The organism is Paenibacillus sp. WC2504 (assembly GCF_052682475.1).
The window spans coordinates 3,861,673-3,876,795 of the sequence record NZ_JBQZFH010000001.1; the positions used below are offsets into that span (position 1 = coordinate 3,861,673).

The window sequence follows — 15,123 nt, forward strand, 5'->3', positions numbered from 1 at the left end:
ATCGGTTTCTTCACAGAAGCGGTTAGGCTAATCTCCTACAAGAAAGGAATATTTATTATGGAAATTCGTAACAAGGTCGTTTTTATAACTGGAGCATCTGCTGGTATCGGCTTAGGCACAGTAAGACAATTTGCTGCTGCCGGTGCTAAATTAGCACTAGTAGCCCGATCTGCCGATGTACTAAATCATCTCGCCAAGGAATTACAGAACCAGGGTATTGATGCTGTCGCTATGCCTGCTGACGTGAGTGATCCCAGGCAAGTACAACGAGCCATCGAGGAAACGGTGCTCCACTTTGGCCGCCTGGATGTGGTCATCAATAACGTAGGACAAGCTGCAGTTGGCAAGGTTGCTGACCTAAATCCTGATGACTTCCGCAAGATCTTCGAACTCAATGTACTAGGACCGATAGCAGCTATGCAATCTGCGATCCCTGTCATGCGAAGGCAAGGGGGAGGTATGATCATCAATATAAGCTCTGTGGTATCCAAGATGCATATTGCTGGATTGGGTGCTTATGCTGCAACCAAAGCTGCTTTGAACATGATTTCCGATACAGCACGAGATGAGTTAGCCTCAGATCATATCCGTCTAATAACCGTTTATCCGCGCTCAACCGCAACGGATTTTGGCAAGAACGCTCTAGGGGCTCATGAGCAGCAACAACAAGGTTCTTCTTCTCCAAAAGATACTCCTGAAATGGTCGCAGAGAAAATTTTGTTTGCAGCTTTAAATGAGTCAGACGAGCAATATATGGATTAATTATCAAAAGAAGTAGGCAGCCAGCAAATGGCTGCCGTTTTTTGAATTAACGGGCAAAATAAACCCTTTGTATCTTTTTGATGATCTAGAATTGTTTTATAATCTAATTAGATAATTGACTAATTAGACTGACATCAAAATGGTCCCTGGTGGAGTGATAAAATGAGCACTGATTTTTACCTTGTTAGACACGCGATTAAAGAAAAGGATGCTGGTGATGTCTCCATCTCAGTTGAAGGTTTAGAGCAAGCGCATGTTACAGCAAGATATCTAAATAAATTTCCCATATCAAGAATATTCAGCAGTCCGCTAAAAAGAGCAAAACAAACAGCTCAGATTATCGGAAAGGCAGCCAAAATACCATTTGTCGAGGATATTCGCTTACGAGAGCGTGCTAATTGGGGGGACCTGCCAGGACAAACCTTTGAAGAATTTGTAGATATGTGGAACCAATGTACGAGGGAAAGAGACTTTTTGCCACCTATCGGAGATTCTGCAAGGAGAGCAGGCGAACGATTATCTTCATGCTTAATAGAATTATCAGTTGAATTTCCATGTGAAAGTATCGTTATTGTTACTCACGGCGGATTGATAACAGACTTTTTGTTAAATGAATTCTCTCAAGATGAGCTTAATCATACACACTCCAATTTTATAAATGAACAAAGCAATTTGATTGCAGAATGCTCTATAACTAGAATTAGTTGTGTTGGTAAAGAATTTAAATTATTTGAGTTTGCTAACATTACTCATTTATCTTGTTAGACACTGTTGCAAGGAAAGAGGAGGAAACATGAACGACTTCCTACGACTTTCTCTAAAAACGAGGATTTGCCGCGGCAGAGCCTAATTCGTAACCTTGTTCTTTCACTCCCAATAAACCTTCGATTACGTCACCTGCAATCACACTTAGAAAAAGATGGAATTAATAACCTATAAAAATGAAATAGCCCCCTAATTCATACGAAGTGGATCCGTAATAAGGTTAAATCAAGATTTTAACTGCTGAAGCGAAGAAATAAATACGAGGGGGAGGAATCGGATGGAGGAGAGAAAAAGATCACTGCCAGAGCTTTTTGAAAGCAGCAATGGCCGTCGTGTTAAGACTGTTGAAGATTGGAGAAGTTTCAGACGTCCTGAAATTATCGAATTATATCGTGAATATGTGTATGGAAGAGAGCCGGTTGGCCGTCCCGATTCCTTACGATTTCATGTCGTGATGGAAAGGCTGGTTATGCAGGGAACAGTTGTACATAAACAGATCGATATCAAATTTAAAGGGCTAGGCGGCGAAGGACTTATTCGTTTACAGCTCTATATCCCAGTAACCGAGTCAAGGGTACCTGCTTTTATCTACGCGGCAATCAAAGGTCAACGTGTGTCAGAAGTGGAAGTAGAGGAATGTTCGGCTTATTGGCCGGTGAAGGATATTGTTTCCCGAGGTTATGCGGCTGTTTCCTACCATGTGGAAGATTTGGACCCGGATTTTTATGATGAAGGCTATCAGAATGGGGTCCACGGTGTATTCGATTCGCCAGATCATTCACGATCGCCGGATGCCTGGGGAGCTATGTCCGCATGGGCATGGGGCTCGAGCCGTGTCATGGACTATTTGGAGACGGATTCCCGTATTGATTCAGAGCGGGTAGCCATTGTCGGTTATTCCAGAAGCGGTAAAGCCTGCTTGTGGGCGGGTGCGTTGGATGAGCGATTCGCCTTAGTTGTCAGCAATGATTCCGGCTGTTCGGGAGCAGCCATTTCGCGAGGCAAGACAGGAGAGAGGCTCTTGAACATTAACCGTGGAAATCCGCATTGGTTTAACGATAACTATAAGAAGTTTAATGAACGGGAAGATGAACTGCCGATAGATCAGCATCTATTACTGTCGCTCATTGCCCCCCGTCATCTCTATGTAGCCAGTGCTTCAGAAGACAATTGGGCTGATCCTGAATCCGAGTTTTTAGGTTTACTTCTGGCCCAACCGGTCTATACGCTTTATGGATTCAGCGCTTTAGATACTGACCAGATGCCGCCTGTGAATTCACCTGTGTGCAGCGAGAGAGTGGGCTATCATCTCAGAGAAGGAAAACACGACATTACTCGCTATGACTGGAAGTGCTTTATGGACTTTGCAGATAGAACACTTTAGCATGAATGTGGGCTGATGATGCATTTATCACGATAAGGGAGCAGACGCCGCGGTTAATTGTTGATGAGAAGAATAATACCTATGATATTTGGGCAAAAAATGGTAGTACTATTCTGCGTCAACAAGTGATTAAGGAGGAGGAACATGCGCTCCGGACGGTCCAGATTAAGAAATTGGATAGAAAAACGATCACCCGCCCAAGTGATTACTGGTTATTATTTTTTGGCCATGATAATTTCCATTGTATTATTTAGTATCCCTGCTGTACAAAAGCCTGGCGTTCATGTTTCTTTCTTCCAAACAGTCTTTACCGCAGTAAGTGTTGCAAGCGATACGGGACTTGCCGTATTTAATGTTGCAGAAACTTACAGCGTCTTCGGTTATTTTGTCATCATGCTGGTTTTGCAATTTGGGGGAATCGGTATTATGGCGATGAGCACTTTTTTTTGGCTCCTGTTTGACCGACGAATCGGATTAAGCCAGCGCCGTCTCATCATGGCAGATAATAATCGGTTTGAAATGTCAGGTCTCGTACATATGATGAGAGAAATATTAGTGATTACCCTTCTTACAGAGCTTATTGGGGGACTTATTTTCGGGATCCGATTCTTAGCGTATTATGATCGATGGCAGGATGCGTTTCTTCAGGGCTTATTTGCCTCAGTCAGTGCAACGACGAATGCCGGTATGGATATTACCGGACAATCGCTGATTCCGTATGCGAACGATTACTTTGTACAGCTGCTTACAGTTGCATTGATCATTTTCGGAGCTATTGGTTTTCCCGTGTTAATTGAAGGAAAGGCGTTTATCACCCATCTTAGAACAAGGTCTAAAGAGATCTTTCGCTTTTCGCTTTTTACAAAAATAACGACAGTTACTTATGGATTTCTTCTTGTGCTCGGGACGATCCTTATGCTGCTATTTGAGAGCGATCATTTTTTAAAAGACATGCCTTTGATGGAAAGGTTTTTCTATGCTTTTTTCCAAACTGCAACAACGAGAAGCGCAGGGCTTACAACGATGGACATTAATCATTTATCCGTACCAACACTTCTCTTAATGAGTTTATATATGTTTATCGGCGGTTCTCCCAATTCCGTAGGCGGAGGAATCCGTACCACAACGTTTGCTTTAAATATGCTTTTCATTTATCAGTTCTCGAGAGGCTATCGCTCCATTAAGTTATTCCGAAGAGAGGTGCATCAGGAAGATATTCTGAAAGCACTCGCCATTTTTCTTCTCGCCACTGTACTATGCGTGATATCGGTTATTGCCATCTGCAATGTGAATCATGAACTGCCGCTAATCGCGATTATATTGGAGGTATGCTCTGCCTTTGGTACTGTGGGCTTATCTCTTGGCGTTACGCCGGATCTTGGCATGTTCTCTCAATGTCTCCTTATGGTGCTCATGTTTCTCGGAAGAATTGGCTTAACCACTTGCTTCTTCTTTCTTCGGGGCAAGCAAGACGACCCCAAATATCGTTATCCAGTCGAACGGATCATGACGGGATAGAGAAGAAACCAGCAAACTTTTGTTTGCTGGTTTTTTGCACGTTAAAACATATTTGCCGCCAAACTGTTGGTGTATCTATAAAGATTATTAAATGGGATGCTAATGATTATTGGTTAATAAAAACGGACTTGTAGCACATGGAAAGCCCGCTGATTAACGATTCGAGAAAAAGTCGCTTTAAAGATTGTATCCATTTATTCAATTGTAAGAAATAATGAGATAAGTTTTACACCTTACTTGGGTATTAGAACTATAAGCGATCTTTTGTAGAGGAAATGAAAGAACGTGCACGAGCTTGGAGAGGAATGATATGAAAGCAAAAAAAGATTGAACTAATAGGTGAACGTTAGTTCAATCTTTTTTTATCTTACAACACTGACGATCCGATTTCGGCCTTCTTCTTTTGCTTTATACAAAGCTTTATCTACAGATTCAAGCAATTCGTTTAAATATGTATGAGGACTTCTTAGACTTTCCATAGTGAAATTATTTATCGTTAGTAATCCAATACTGATTGTAATCGATAAAGATTGAGGTGAATTTTTAACGATCATCTTATTGGATTCAACGGTGGATTTGACTCGCTCAGCTAAGAGATTTGCCTGTAATTGACCCGTTCGCGGTAAATAGATGATAAATTCCTCCCCGCCATAACGAGCCAAAATATCCGTTTGCCGTAGGGTTTGTTGGATTGCTGTCACTGTGCTAATTATCATTTGATCACCGACTAAATGGCCGTAACTGTCGTTGATGAACTTAAAATAGTCGATATCTAATAAAATTACTGAGAACGGGATTTGGTGTTTGATATTATTCACTACTTCTTTCTCTAACTTTTGTGTCAGGTAAAGGCGATTATAAATACCTGTCAGACCATCCGTTATGGCCATCTTTTCGAGTTTCCGGTTTGTTAGAGAGAGTTCATCTTGTTTGATAATTAATGATTGGTTGCGTTCTAGCAGGATTTCGTTCTGAAAATTCGTTTCATGAATAAGACGATAAAGTTCACTCACATCTTGAAATGTGATAACTCGTCCCACTATTTCATTATCAACGCTGATAGGTGCCGTTTGTATATTGACATGTTTTCCATTATGGAACTTCATTTCGATCTGCGTTCTCTTCAAAGGGTGCTTTTGATACGTTTGAAGGAACAAGTGAATATTGCTCCTAGATTGCCCTTTAGAGAGAAGGTTGGCCATATCAAAATGGGATCCTATACGGAAGTCAATATGAGGAAGTAGAGAGCGATTTATTTCCACAACTACTTCATTATCATCGAGTACCAGAATCCCATGATCTATTGTGTCTATAATATCTTGATGAGCTATTTTCACAATATCAAATGCTTTATCGCGATGAATGGCTATAACAAAGAAAATGACAGAAAGTAATATGCCTAATGATGTCAACCCTGGAATGGCGGGTAAAGGTAAATTAAGGACAACATTAAAGAAAATATCTAATAATATGAAAACGGTCATTACCGTAATTCCTTTAAACACGTGCTTGACCTGCGTTTTGATACGTGGCGCCTTGTCGGATAGTAATGCTCGACTCATAAGATATAACGAAACGGCAATATAGCCAATTAAGACCGTAATGAGATACCAAAAAAGGGGTCCATAAGACCTGTGGATGTAATTACCTTGCAAAGGTAGAACGAACTTACCATTTGGATTGGCTATGACGCAGATTGCTACGAATAGAGCCGGAACAAAAAGCAATATTGATATTTTTTTTCTCAGAAATTGTGCATGTCCAGTGAGAAATATAGTGAAAAGAAGCCAACCGACGGCAATCAAGCACATGTCGATAAAAGATAGTTTTAAATAAAATAATTGAACTTTGGGAGTGTCCACCGCTCTAATGGCAAATTGGCAGATAGGCCAGAACATCATACAAAAATGGAATGTTAAATAAACTTTGTGCAAAATCGTGATTGTAACGGAAGCAAATACATAGACAAATAATGCAAACAAAAGTAAAAACAAAGTTAAGTCAATAAACGACAAAAAATCCATTTTACACCCTCTAAAGTAATAATAATATTCTTATAATTACTAGCTTTGGGCCAAAAGTCCTGCTTCATTTTACGAATATATTATATAAGTGAGAATATCCCAACTTTTCGTTACCTAAAGTGGTATAAACGCTCTCTGGCTTTGACAGTTTTCTCATTTCATTGTGTTGTGCTGTGATATGATAATTTTTGGAATAAAAGGATGAAGCGAGGTTGAAATCGTGATAGGGAAAGGGAAGAGAGGAGCATCATTATGAACAAAAAAGCGTTAAGCATCATATTCCTTGTCATAGGCGGACTTGCATTGCTGCCTTATCCTTTCTTGATGATTGCAAACATCATGCAGATAGCTGGGGTTCGGTCGGAAGGCGATAGCGCCCTGTTATTATTTGTCGTATACGCATTTGTAATCGTGTCCAGCCTGTATTTGATTACGTATTTGGTGTGTTTGATTCTCGCGATCGTCAAGCGAAAGCAAGGAATGTTACTCATTTCGGCCATTCCACTTTTTCATTTGCTGTTGGTTTTTGTGTTGCTTTTAGTTTGGTTCTTATTTGATTAGGAAATTGGATTAGAGGATGAATACTTGTTAAATTGTGAAGCATTTAGGCAGCTGGTTATTAAATTAACTTAGGTTCTCAAAAACTGGGGGTATACCTTGCCATGGAATATTTTATGAATTTTAATCTTGCCGACTTTTGGGAGAAAAGTGACTATGCATTAAAAGCCTATGTGGAAGATTATCCATCAGACGAACTTATTAAATCAATTGAAAACGAATTGAATTACAAATTACCGACTTCTTATGTAAGTCTAATGAAATTACAGAATGGTGGAATACCGAAAAATACTTGTTTTCCCACTACGAGTCCTACATCATGGGCGGAAGACCACATTGCAATTACAGGTATTATGGGTATCGGTCGAACCAAAAACTACTCGTTATGCGGAAATCTCGGGAGTCAATTTATGATTGATGAATGGCAATATCCAGCTATTGGCATAGTAATTTGCGATTGTCCGTCTGCTGGTCACGATGTAATCATGCTTGATTATCGAAAGTGCGGCAAAGACGGAGAGCCGGAAGTAGTGCACGTAGATCAAGAGGGTAATTATCATATTACGTTTCTGGCGAAAGATTTTGAAACTTTTATTAGGGGACTAGTCAATGATCAAACATATGATTAATGTAGGATGATAGCTAAGTCTACTCTAAAGGTTTATATATTCTTCGATCATAAATAAAGAAGAAGTTAGACAAAAAAAGAGACCATAGCTCGATGTTATGGTCTCTTACTATAAAGCTGTCAGTAAAATAACTAACTACGAAATTTCACCTCATTCAACTTTAACTGTTCGTCAAAGCCTACCGCTGAACCGTTTGATCGCATCCTCGGTCACCGGTGTGAAGAGATTAATCAGGTTACCGTCGGGATCGCGAAACAGCACAGCACGGTTCCCCCATGGCATCGTGGTTGGTTCTTTTACCCACTCGACGACAAACGGCTTCAAGCGTTCGTATTCGGCATCGACATTGTGGACGTGAAACTCGAGGATGATGGTGCGATTGTCGGCCGCCACGGCGGAACCAGTGCCGAACAGTTGCACTGTCTGGGAGTGGCCGATCGCCAGTGTGCATGATGGCATAACAAATTCGGCAAAGACAGGTGCGGGGCGCTCCGCAGAGACACCCAAAACTTTCTCATAGAACTCAACAAGACGATCCACGTCGTCGGTAATGATGCGTACAGAAGCAAAATTCATGAAATACCACCCTTCCTATAATAAATGATACAAAACTGCATCACATCTTTTTGTGTTAAAAGACTTCGCATCTATCTTCCACTCCTTTCGGTTACTTATTCCGATTATATAAAAACGCTACTGACAACAGTATGTCAGTAGCGTTTAAACATTTATAGTGCATATTTCCAAATAAACCAACAGATAAGAGCAGACATCCAAGAAATGAACCCAAATATCATGACGATCTTATTCTCGCTCCAGCCATATTTCAAACTGAAATGATAATGAATAGGTGCCATTTTAAATAGTCGCAATTTCGTGCGTTTATAGTACCAGACTTGCAAGATGACTGAGAATTGTTCAGCTAGATAAACCGAAAACAGGATTGGAATTAATAACTCTACCTTTTCAATTATTGCTAAGAAGGAGAGGGAGCCTCCAATAGCAAGCGATCCTGTATCCCCCATAAACGCTTTGGCCGGGTAAATATTATAGAAAAATAATCCAAGCAGACAGCTTATCATGACGAGGGAAAATATTTGTACTTCCTGTTTGTTTGAGATTAGAAAAAAGAAAAAATAAGTGGGTATTGCAACATTAATCAATAGCCCGTCTAAACCGTCAGTAAAGTTAATAGCATTTGCAGATCCAACCACAAAAAATGACATGATAATTATGTACGCATAAACGGGCAAGTGCAGTTGGTAACCACTGAACAAAGATATTTCGCTTGTCAGATTAAAGGAATTGAACAAAGTGACCAGTAAAATTCCGGTAAATGCGAATTGAAACACTAATTTTGTCCGTCCCGAAATGCCCGATGGATCTTGCTTCGCTGCCTTTTTGAAGTCATCCATAAACCCGACTGAACTGAATAAGAGAAATGTAACGCTCAAAAAAAGCATCAATGGTGCAGGGTGAAATTGTAAGGAAGTTGCCACACCGATAAGCAAAATGAGGCCAGCCATCAGCGGTGTCCCTTGCTTAGCTTGATGGTCAGGAGGAAGCTGAGAGCGAATGGGTTGAGTAAGCTTCAAGGTTCGAAGCCCCCAAATGAGAAGTGGTGTAAATAACGCTACAAGCAAAAAAGAAAGACCCGATATTCCGAATATCCCCAGCAATCTGAAAGCCCCTTTCCCTTGTCCGAAATGAAAAATCATGAAAAATCAGATATGAATCTATACCAACTTTACACAAAGATTCAAAGCCAAAAAAGAGAAGATTAGAATGCTTTTTTTTCATATTTATGTGTATCCGACAATAAGCGGCTGCCTGATTCTTTTCTATATCCTGTCCGTCAAAGCAGCAATCCTCTCTCTGATATTGCCGCGTAATCGCCCACCATGGTAGCAGATGACATTTTCAATGTCATACATCTTGAACTTCTTCAATGATTGAAGCGCAGTTCTCAAATCCGGTGTTAAGGCTTCAACGGGGCCTTTGAGTTCTCCATTTTCGATCACCATAGCATCTCCCGCGACTAACGTCTTACTGGGCAGATGATAGAAACAGACATGCCCAGGTGTATGGCCTGGCGTGTGAATCACTTTGATCCCACCAGCAAATGGCAGTGTTTCTCCGTCTACCTTTATACGATTAACATTTGCACTCGTTGGCTTAACGAAAGCTGCATTAAAATCGCTTTGCGTCTTCTTTGGAAGTGTAGCCAACAGACCGGCTAGTCTTTCCAGTTGTACTTTTAGCATCGGCTGCTTCCCATTTATAACTGCCTGATCCTTTTCATGTGCATAAACTAGAAGCCCCGGAATATCCGCTTTAAAGGTTGGGAGGCCTCCGATATGATCAATATCTTGATGGGTTAAAAGGATGGTGCTTAGTCGTTGTCTAATGCCCGCTCGCTGGATAAGCTCAAGGATTCCCGGGGCAGATCCAGGCATACCAGTGTCAATCAGTATCGACTCCTTTGTGTCGAACAAAACAGTCGGACAGATCGTCATCATGATGAAAATGGGGACTAAAGTATTGAATGTACGAAATACACAAACTAAGCAGTCACTAATCAACGCTTTTTTGCAGTTAGTTTCTGAAAAGGATTTCGAAAAAATAAGAATAGCGGATATTTCCCAAAGAGCACAGGTGAATCGTGCTACATTCTATGCGCATTTCAATGATAAGTACGAGTTATTGGACTACATGCTTGGAGACTCCGCTTCAGCTGCTATTGTGGAATATACATCAGGTACTGTGAAATTCAATCAGGAGAGCATAAAACAGCTCGTTTTAGGTGCATGCTATTTTTATCAACAACCGAAAATAAAATGCCGCAGCAGCTATATTGGTTTGGTCGTACCACAATTGAAAGAAAAAATGTTAAATGAGTTGAAGATTTATTTGATGAAAAGCTTAGGAAACACGCAAACAGAAATCGAAAAGACCTTTTATGTGCCTGTTTTTGCTAACATGATAAATGAAGGTGCACTTCAATGGGCTTCTGGCAACGTTTCAATGAATCAAGAGGAAGTAGCGAGGAGAGTCTCATTATTAATATTTGGAGGATATCAGCCTCCGAGTTAAGATAGTATACATTGCGGAGGAGGAGTTGAGCTGATAAACAGCTTTTTCCTGCTTGACTTTTTACCTACTAGTAAGTAATATACAGATATGAAGAACAGAAAAACACAAATTGTTGACCTGGCGCTGCAGCTTATTCGAGAAAAAGGTTATGTTGCCATCAGTTACGACGATTTATCCAAGCAACTAGGCGTAACTAAGGCAAGCATTCATTATCATTTTGAAAAGAAGGAGGATTTAGGCTTAGCCCTAATGGGGAAGGTGCAAGAGAATTTGGAACAGTTCTTGAAGCTGATTAAGAGCTCTGTAATGACTGTCGAAGAGAAGTTGACGCTATATTTTGAAAGACAGTACGCACCCTTGTCCAGCGACGAAATATGTCCTATTTCTTCTCTACAATCTGATTTTGCATCCTTGCCAGACGTTATACGAGTAAAGGTACAGGAATTAAGTGAATTTGAAATTAAGGTAATAACAACTATTTTAACGGATGAACAAGGAACTAAACCAGCAAACCAATCCAAAGATATTGAAGCTGTAGTCTATACTGTACTGTCATGTTTAAAAGGTGCTTTGCAATATAAGCGAGCATTAGGCAAAGATGTGTTATCGCTCGTTCAGACACAAATTAACCGTCTAGTTAAATCATAAAAGGCGGTTTTATTATCATGTAAAACTTATCTACTAGTAAGTTAAATTTCGAAAAGGTGGTGAGGCTCAGCGTCGCAAGTGAGTAAATAAGGAAGGTCATGAAGTAGTGTAATCGAAACTGTGAAAAAATATTACTGTTAATAAAAATGCTAACTTAAGGGAGAGACTATATATGAGAAAAGAATTTGTATTTCACCTTTATAATGTTGAGCATGACAATTTTTTGAAATTGCTAGCTAAATGTCCTGAAGATCAAAGGAAAACCATCCCAGATGGTTTCAACACAAGCCTTTATTGGCATTTAGGCCATGTGCTTCGAGTTACTGAATTTCATGTATTTGCACTTGCCCAACAGCCAACGCTCAAAGTCGTGCCTGATCTCTACTATGACCTGTTCGACTATGGAACAAAGGCAATCGATTGGAGTCAAGATCAACAAAAACAGATGCCTGACTGGGATACAATGATTGAATTATTGAAACAACAACGCGAGCATCTCTATAATTCCACGAAAGACAGATTAGAAGAGTCAGTACCTGAAAACTTTAAAAAGGCTGAAAATTTCGGAGAGCTTGTTCTTACAACCGCGGCACACTTATCTAATCATAACGGCGTTGTAGCGGCAATGCTGCAAGTACTGCAACAAAAGTAATTATTTCTTTTTTATAAGAGGAGATGACTTTCTATGGTTTGGAGAGAAATATCTACACTGGAAGAATGGAATGAATTATTTATGAAATCATCTGAACGCGGACAAGTTATTTTAAAGCATAGTACGACTTGCCCCGTTAGCGCGAATGCGTTAAAGGAATACGAAGAGTATTTAACAAATAATCCGAACCCGGATATCGATTACACACTTGTTAAAGTGATTGAATCCCGTCCGGTATCCAACCAGATCGCTGACGATCTGAGCGTGAAACATGAATCACCGCAAATGATCTATATCAAGGATAAAGCCAAGTACTGGGCTACCTCCCACTGGTCCGTAACGAAAGCACATATGTCGGCGGTACTAGATTAAAAGAGACAAAAAACACCGGTGACCTTAATCAGGTGACCGGTGTTTCCTATTAGCGTTTAGGCATTTTGCTCTCATCCATGTACAACAGGTTCCAGCGGTGACCGTCCAAGTCGGCAAAGCCTGCGCCGTACATCCAACCGTCCGTTTCACTTGGCTTCCCAAAGATACTTCCTCCGGCAAACTCTACTTTTTGAATAAAGGCATCTACTTCTTCTCTGCTGTTAGCGCCAATAGAAAATATGACTTCTGCGTTTTGGGAAGTATCTGCGACTTTTGAACCTGTAAATTGCTCAAAAACTCCATCCGGGAACAGCAATATCGTTGTTTGGCCTACAGAAAGCTTGGCTCTCTCGTTCCCCATACTCACTGCTTGGAATCCAATCTCATTAAAAAAGGCGGTTGACCTCTTAACATCTTTGACCGGCAAGTTAATCCAAATGTCTTGTGACATGGTTATAGCCTCCTGGAATATATTTTCAACTACTCCTACTATACTCTATTTCTGGCAGTAGAAGCGAATTGAAACATTTACGACGGCTCGGATAAAGTCCGCATTTTTCGAAGTGATGGGAATAGAAACATCCAGAGACCAGCGATTGCAATCGTACCGAGACCACCGACGAATACGGCTGGAACTGCTCCAATAAATCCGGCTAAAGTCCCCGACTCAAACTCTCCCAACTGATTAGAAGTACCGATAAAAAGGGAGTTAACGGCATTGACCCGCCCCCGCATTTCATCCGGAGTTTGTAGTTGTACGAGAGATGACCGAATTATGACGCTAATCACATCTGAAGCACCGATGAAGAATAACGCCACAAGGGAAATGAATAAATGGCTCGAAACGGCGAAAAGCATAGTCGCTAATCCAAAGACGGCGAGGGCTGCAAACAGAATGTAGCCAACAGCTTTCTTCAGTGGATAATAGACCAAGACTATCGACATTAACAAAGCACCGATGGCTGGTGAGGTCCTCATTAATCCTAGTCCCCATGGTCCCGTATGTAGAATATCCTGTGAAAATATTGGTAATAAAGCGGTTGCACCACCCAACAGTACAGCAAAAAGGTCAAGTGATATCGTCCCAAGGATGATCGGTTGGCGGTAAACAAACATGATGCCAGAGAAGAGGGAACGTAGAGATACCGGCTCGGATTTGCGCACTATAGGCGTTGAACGGATGAAGAAGGTTAGGACACCCGCGGTTAAAAGGGCTAGCGACGCAGCCGTATAAACGAAAGATGAGCCTGCCCAATAAAGTAATCCCCCCATCGATGGTCCAAGTATCTGCGATAATTGTCCGACCGAGGTGTTCCAGGATATCGCTTGTTGAAGGAATTCCTTTGGTACTAATTGAGGCAATAAAGCTGAGGAGGAAGGACCTTCGAATGCGCGGCAGGCTCCTAGAACGGCTGCCATTAGTAAGATATGATGCTGACCTAACGAATTTGTAAGACTACCTGATAAAAGCAGTAAGGCGATAAGGCCCTCTACGATTTGGCAGAGAAAAACAATATATCGCCGGTCATAGCGGTCTGCGAAATGCCCAACGACCAAGGTCAACAGAACCATGGGGAGAAATTGGGCTAGTCCAACAAGACCGAGACTGAAGGCATCATGGGTCAACTCATACATTTGCCAACCGATTGCTACAGACAGCATCTGAAAGGCAATTGAGGATAACATCCGGGATACCCAATAGTTCTTATAATAGGGAATTTGCTGAATTGAACTGCTTGCTGAGGCCAATTGTATGACACATCCTTTCGACTACTAACTCATAAATTGTATTATATGCCTTACTCAAAAAAGAAGTCTATAACCATATTATTTTGCTTATGGCGTCTCCGAAAGGGTGATTTATTTATGAGAGCAGGGGAAGTCCGCAAGTCTAAGCCCCGTCTGTATTCGTTTCCTGGTCAGGTCCTTTGGCCAAACCACAAAACTACAGCTGCCCAGACCGTCAATTTTTCGATCATTGGTGACTGTCATGTCGGCTATTCGAACAGCCTGAGTATTTTTAAAAGCATACTGCCTAAAGCCGTTCGTCCCGGCAGTACGAGGTTTGTTATTTTTGGCGGAGATAACAAGCATGGGTCGAAAGGCACTCAGGCGGACAGCGATTACCAGGCGTTCAAGGATGCTGTGACGAGCGCGCTCGGGACCAGCATTCCCTACAAGGCATCCATCGGTAATTGGGAGGAAGATACGCGGGAGCAATTCCGGAAATATTTGAATCCGGTGCTTGGGATGACGAATTTTCCAGGAACGGGTAGCAGAGTAAAGTATGTCTGGCTTGATAATGCACCGGGCAAGTTCAGTTATGACAGCATATCCCTACTAAAATCGCTTAGCGCTAACTATTACTACTTGATCGATTGTCACTGGCCGCTACGTGTGAACGGCATTACGGTGGACTCCTCACATGTGCTGAGCGCAGAGGAGACGGGGCATTTCTTCAATGCGATTCCCGCAAGCGTCCGGGATAAAGTGCTCGGCATTTTTACGCATCATGCGCACACGTTCTTTGAAAATACCTCCACCATTTATACGGGATTTACTAAAACGAGATTCTATGTTTGCGGCTGTTCCGGAGCCTACAACTGCCGATGCAACAGTTCTGCATGCGGGAGGGGGTATTACAATGCGTCGCTCACCCTTCAAGGCAACCAGGTTACTCTCTCCAGCGTAACACCCGGCCGAATGTGAGCTTAATAA

The 15,123-nt window shown here is 41.4% G+C and carries 17 protein-coding genes and 1 pseudogene; 12 read left to right on the forward strand and 6 right to left on the reverse strand.

Translation table 11 applies throughout. From position 1 onward, the window contains the following. Positions 1-57 precede the first annotated feature (57 nt). From ACUN27_RS17225 to ACUN27_RS17245, 5 genes are all read left to right on the forward strand, one after another. Positions 58-762 carry an SDR family NAD(P)-dependent oxidoreductase gene (locus ACUN27_RS17225; RefSeq protein ID WP_315950661.1) on the forward strand — a complete coding sequence of 235 codons (705 nt, stop codon included), beginning with the start codon at positions 58-60 and terminating at the stop codon, positions 760-762. A gap of 162 nt (positions 763-924) precedes the next feature. Further along, the gene (locus tag ACUN27_RS17230; RefSeq protein ID WP_315950660.1) at positions 925-1,527 is read left to right on the forward strand and encodes a histidine phosphatase family protein; all 603 of its coding nucleotides are present in this window, start codon (positions 925-927) and stop codon (positions 1,525-1,527) included. A 277-nt stretch (positions 1,528-1,804) separates the two neighbouring features. Then, complete coding sequence (locus ACUN27_RS17235) at positions 1,805-2,911, forward strand: glucuronyl esterase domain-containing protein (protein WP_445559277.1); 1,107 nt, start codon at positions 1,805-1,807, stop codon at positions 2,909-2,911. A gap of 5 nt (positions 2,912-2,916) precedes the next feature. After that, positions 2,917-3,165 (forward strand): hypothetical protein, encoded by a 249-nt coding sequence (locus ACUN27_RS17240; RefSeq protein ID WP_445559278.1) that lies wholly within the window; start codon positions 2,917-2,919, stop codon positions 3,163-3,165. Further along, a complete protein-coding gene (locus ACUN27_RS17245) occupies positions 3,140-4,429 on the forward strand; it encodes a TrkH family potassium uptake protein (RefSeq protein WP_445559279.1) in 1,290 nt (429 codons plus the stop codon). Before ACUN27_RS17240 ends, ACUN27_RS17245 begins: the two co-directional genes overlap by 26 nt. A gap of 362 nt (positions 4,430-4,791) precedes the next feature. Here the strand turns inward: ACUN27_RS17245 and ACUN27_RS17250 are convergent, their stop codons facing one another. After that, complete coding sequence (locus tag ACUN27_RS17250; protein WP_326059778.1) at positions 4,792-6,453, reverse strand: histidine kinase N-terminal 7TM domain-containing diguanylate cyclase; 1,662 nt, start codon at positions 6,451-6,453, stop codon at positions 4,792-4,794. Between the two features lie 252 nt (positions 6,454-6,705). On the opposite strand from ACUN27_RS17250, the gene ACUN27_RS17255 reads away from it, so the two are divergent. Together ACUN27_RS17255 and ACUN27_RS17260 are read left to right on the forward strand one after the other, a co-directional pair. Next, positions 6,706-7,014, forward strand: a complete 309-nt coding sequence (locus tag ACUN27_RS17255; protein WP_326059776.1) for a hypothetical protein — start codon at positions 6,706-6,708, stop codon at positions 7,012-7,014. A gap of 101 nt (positions 7,015-7,115) precedes the next feature. After that, positions 7,116-7,637, forward strand: a pseudogene (locus ACUN27_RS17260) (SMI1/KNR4 family protein); the annotation flags it as partial. Between the two features lie 174 nt (positions 7,638-7,811). On the opposite strand, the gene ACUN27_RS17265 reads toward ACUN27_RS17260, so the two are convergent. The 3 genes from ACUN27_RS17265 to ACUN27_RS17275 all read right to left on the reverse strand — a co-directional run bounded on the left by ACUN27_RS17265 (position 7,812) and on the right by ACUN27_RS17275 (position 10,159). Then, positions 7,812-8,216: a VOC family protein gene (locus tag ACUN27_RS17265; RefSeq protein ID WP_445559280.1), complete on the reverse strand. Its 405-nt coding sequence runs from the start codon at positions 8,214-8,216 to the stop codon at positions 7,812-7,814. 152 nt (positions 8,217-8,368) lie between these two features. Continuing rightward, positions 8,369-9,358 (reverse strand): phospho-N-acetylmuramoyl-pentapeptide-transferase, encoded by a 990-nt coding sequence (gene mraY / locus ACUN27_RS17270; RefSeq protein ID WP_445559281.1) that lies wholly within the window; start codon positions 9,356-9,358, stop codon positions 8,369-8,371. A 123-nt stretch (positions 9,359-9,481) separates the two neighbouring features. Next, entirely contained in the window at positions 9,482-10,159 is a 678-nt protein-coding gene (locus ACUN27_RS17275; protein WP_445559283.1) for an MBL fold metallo-hydrolase, read from the reverse strand. On the opposite strand from ACUN27_RS17275, the gene ACUN27_RS17280 reads away from it, so the two are divergent. The 4 genes from ACUN27_RS17280 (at position 10,158) to ytxJ (ending at position 12,405) form a co-directional block, all read left to right on the forward strand. Next, positions 10,158-10,733 carry a TetR/AcrR family transcriptional regulator gene (locus ACUN27_RS17280; RefSeq protein ID WP_445559284.1) on the forward strand — a complete coding sequence of 192 codons (576 nt, stop codon included), beginning with the start codon at positions 10,158-10,160 and terminating at the stop codon, positions 10,731-10,733. The two genes, ACUN27_RS17275 and ACUN27_RS17280, sit on opposite strands and share 2 nt — an antisense overlap. An 87-nt stretch (positions 10,734-10,820) precedes the next feature. After that, a complete protein-coding gene (locus tag ACUN27_RS17285; RefSeq protein WP_445559285.1) occupies positions 10,821-11,381 on the forward strand; it encodes a TetR/AcrR family transcriptional regulator in 561 nt (186 codons plus the stop codon). Positions 11,382-11,553: 172 nt separating this feature from the next. Further along, positions 11,554-12,033, forward strand: coding sequence for a DinB family protein (locus ACUN27_RS17290; RefSeq protein ID WP_315950648.1), 480 nt, complete (start codon positions 11,554-11,556; stop codon positions 12,031-12,033). Positions 12,034-12,066: 33 nt separating this feature from the next. Further along, the gene (gene ytxJ / locus ACUN27_RS17295; protein ID WP_326059767.1) at positions 12,067-12,405 is read left to right on the forward strand and encodes a bacillithiol system redox-active protein YtxJ; all 339 of its coding nucleotides are present in this window, start codon (positions 12,067-12,069) and stop codon (positions 12,403-12,405) included. Between the two features lie 49 nt (positions 12,406-12,454). Here the strand turns inward: ytxJ and ACUN27_RS17300 are convergent, their stop codons facing one another. Together ACUN27_RS17300 and ACUN27_RS17305 are read right to left on the reverse strand one after the other, a co-directional pair. Beyond that, positions 12,455-12,856: a VOC family protein gene (locus tag ACUN27_RS17300; RefSeq protein WP_315950645.1), complete on the reverse strand. Its 402-nt coding sequence runs from the start codon at positions 12,854-12,856 to the stop codon at positions 12,455-12,457. 77 nt (positions 12,857-12,933) lie between these two features. Continuing rightward, positions 12,934-14,154 (reverse strand): MFS transporter, encoded by a 1,221-nt coding sequence (locus ACUN27_RS17305; RefSeq protein WP_315950643.1) that lies wholly within the window; start codon positions 14,152-14,154, stop codon positions 12,934-12,936. Between the two features lie 117 nt (positions 14,155-14,271). Between ACUN27_RS17305 and ACUN27_RS17310 the strand changes: the two genes are divergently transcribed. Continuing rightward, positions 14,272-15,114, forward strand: a complete 843-nt coding sequence (locus tag ACUN27_RS17310; protein WP_326059761.1) for a metallophosphoesterase — start codon at positions 14,272-14,274, stop codon at positions 15,112-15,114. Positions 15,115-15,123 lie beyond the last annotated feature (9 nt).